The organism is Mesorhizobium sp. M4A.F.Ca.ET.090.04.2.1 (assembly GCF_003999085.1).
GTDB lineage: Bacteria > Pseudomonadota > Alphaproteobacteria > Rhizobiales > Rhizobiaceae > Mesorhizobium.
In genome coordinates this window covers 1-2,375 of record NZ_RZOT01000709.1, presented here as the reverse complement: position 1 = coordinate 2,375, position 2,375 = coordinate 1, and the positions used below count along the sequence as shown (strand labels likewise).

Annotated in this window: 3 protein-coding genes; all 3 read left to right on the top strand. The window is 64.4% G+C overall.

Annotated elements, in window-relative coordinates; genetic code table 11:
* Positions 1 to 1,140 (top strand): signal recognition particle-docking protein FtsY (gene ftsY / locus EN781_RS30770; RefSeq protein ID WP_245492693.1); only part of this gene is annotated, 1,140 nt, incomplete at its 5' end.
* Positions 1,141 to 1,182: 42 nt separating this feature from the next.
* Entirely contained in the window at positions 1,183 to 1,848 is a 666-nt protein-coding gene (locus tag EN781_RS30765; RefSeq protein ID WP_126057440.1) for a septation protein A, read from the top strand.
* 69 nt (positions 1,849 to 1,917) lie between these two features.
* Positions 1,918 to 2,375, top strand: a 458-nt coding sequence (locus tag EN781_RS30760) for an MSMEG_1061 family FMN-dependent PPOX-type flavoprotein (protein WP_127400642.1), incomplete at its 3' end; no start/stop codon positions are given.

Here is a 2,375-nt window from a genome sequence, read left to right as displayed (position 1 = left end):
GTCGAGGATTTGCCGCCACCGGAGCCTGCTCCGCCGGCGGAAATCGCTCCTCCGATTCGCCAGCCTGCGCCGGTCGAACCGGAGCGGATGGTTGCCGAGATTGCCCCCGAGCCGCAGCCGATCCCGCACACCCCGGAGCCAAAGCCCTCAACCGGCAAGATAACCGTCGCAAAAAAGGTCGAGCAGAAGGCCGAGGCGCAGAAGGCGCCGGAGCCGGCGCCGCGGCGCTCCTGGTTCCAGCGCATGCGGGACGGGCTTGCCCGCTCCTCGCGCGAGCTGTCGGGCAACATTGCCGGCGTCTTCACCAAGCGCAAGCTGGACGAGGACACTCTGCAGGACCTGGAGGACGTGCTGATCCGCGCCGATCTCGGCCTGGAGACCGCGCTCCGCGTCACCGATGCGCTGGCCTCCAGCCGCTACGGCAAGGACGTCTCCGACGCCGAGGTGCGCTCGGTCATGGCGGCCGAGGTCGAGAAGGTGCTGACCCCCGTCGCCCTGCCGCTGGAGCTCGACCTCACCCACAAGCCGCATGTCATCCTGGTGGTCGGCGTCAACGGCACCGGCAAGACCACGACGATCGGCAAGCTGGCCGCCAAGCTGACCGATGGCGGCCTGTCAGTGATGCTCGCCGCCGGCGACACCTTCCGCGCCGCCGCGATCGAACAATTGAAGATCTGGGGCGAGCGGACGAAATCGCCGGTCATTGCCTCAAAACTCGGCGCCGATGCCGCCGGCCTCGCCTACGACGCCTTCGAGAAGGCCAAGGATGCCGGCTCCGATGTGCTGATCATCGACACCGCCGGCCGGCTGCAGAACAAGGCCGAGCTGATGGCGGAGCTGGAGAAGATCGTGCGCGTGCTGGGCAAGCTCGATCCGGAAGCGCCGCACACCGTGCTGCAGACGGTCGATGCCACCACCGGCCAGAATGCGCTGAGCCAGGTCGAGATCTTCCGCAACGTCGCCGGCGTCAACGGCCTGGTGATGACCAAGCTCGACGGTACGGCGCGCGGCGGTATTCTGGTGGCGATCGCGGCCAGGCACAGGCTGCCGGTCTATTTCATCGGCGTCGGCGAGCAAGTCGACGACCTCGAACCTTTTTCAGCCAGCGAATTCGCCCGCGCGATCGCTGGCGTGGCTTGAACGATCCCAAAAGCGCCGACTTTCGGGACAACAAGGACTTCCATGAACATCCTCGAACGCGACCCGTCAGACCCGCAGAAACAGAAGAAGGAAGGCGTAAACCCGGTGCTCAAGCTGGCGCTGGAGCTCGGTCCGCTGATGGTGTTCTTCTTCGCCAATTCGCGCAGCGAATGGCTGGTGCAGAAATTCCCGGTGCTGGGCGAGCTCGGCGGGCCGATCTTCGTCGCCACCGGCCTGTTCATGGTTGCCACTGCGCTGGCGCTCATCGTTTCCTGGCTGCTCATCCGCACCTTGCCGATCATGCCCATGGTGTCGGGTGTCGTCGTCCTCATCTTCGGCACGCTGACGCTCTATTTGCAGGACGACGTCTTCATCAAGATGAAGCCGACCATCGTCAACACGCTGTTCGGCGGCGTGCTGCTCGGCGGCCTGTATTTCGGCAAGTCACTGCTCGGCTATGTCTTCGATTCAGCCTTCAGGCTAGACACCGAAGGCTGGAAGAAGCTCACCTTCCGCTGGGGCCTGTTCTTCCTCTTCCTGGCCCTCGTCAATGAAGTGGTCTGGCGGAATTTTTCCACCGACGCCTGGGTTACCTTCAAGGTCTGGGGCATCATGCCCATCACGCTTCTCTTCACCTTCAGCCAGATGCCACTGATCATGCGCCATTCGCTTGAGGACAAGGCTAAGGAGGAGAACGCTGGCAAATAGAGCAATTCCAGGAAACGTGCGCAGCGGTTTTCCGTCCGGAATTGCGGCAGAACAAGAGAGGGACGGGGCATGGAATTCCTCACCACGCGCGACGAGCTGAGGGCGATCTACAAGACGCCCCGACCGACCGATGGCCCCATCCGCAAGGAACTGAAGGCGCTTGACGGCCATTGCCGCTCCTTTATCGGCAAGAGCCCCTTCGTGCTGATCGGCTCCTCCGACGGCGCCGGCAATGCCGACGTAACGCCGAAAGGCGACAAGCCCGGCTTCGCCGCCATCCTCGACGACGCGACCATCGCCATCCCCGACCGGCCCGGCAACAACCGGCTGGACACGCTGGAGAACATCGTCCGCAATCCCTCGGTCGGGCTGTTGTTCCTCATTCCCGGCATGAACGAGACGCTGCGCGTCAACGGCGACGCCCGCATCACCGTCGATGCCGGCCTGCGCGGGCGGCTGGCCGTCGACGGCAAGGAGCCGCAGAGCGTCATCGTGGTGTCGGTCAAGGCCGCCTACATGCATTGCGC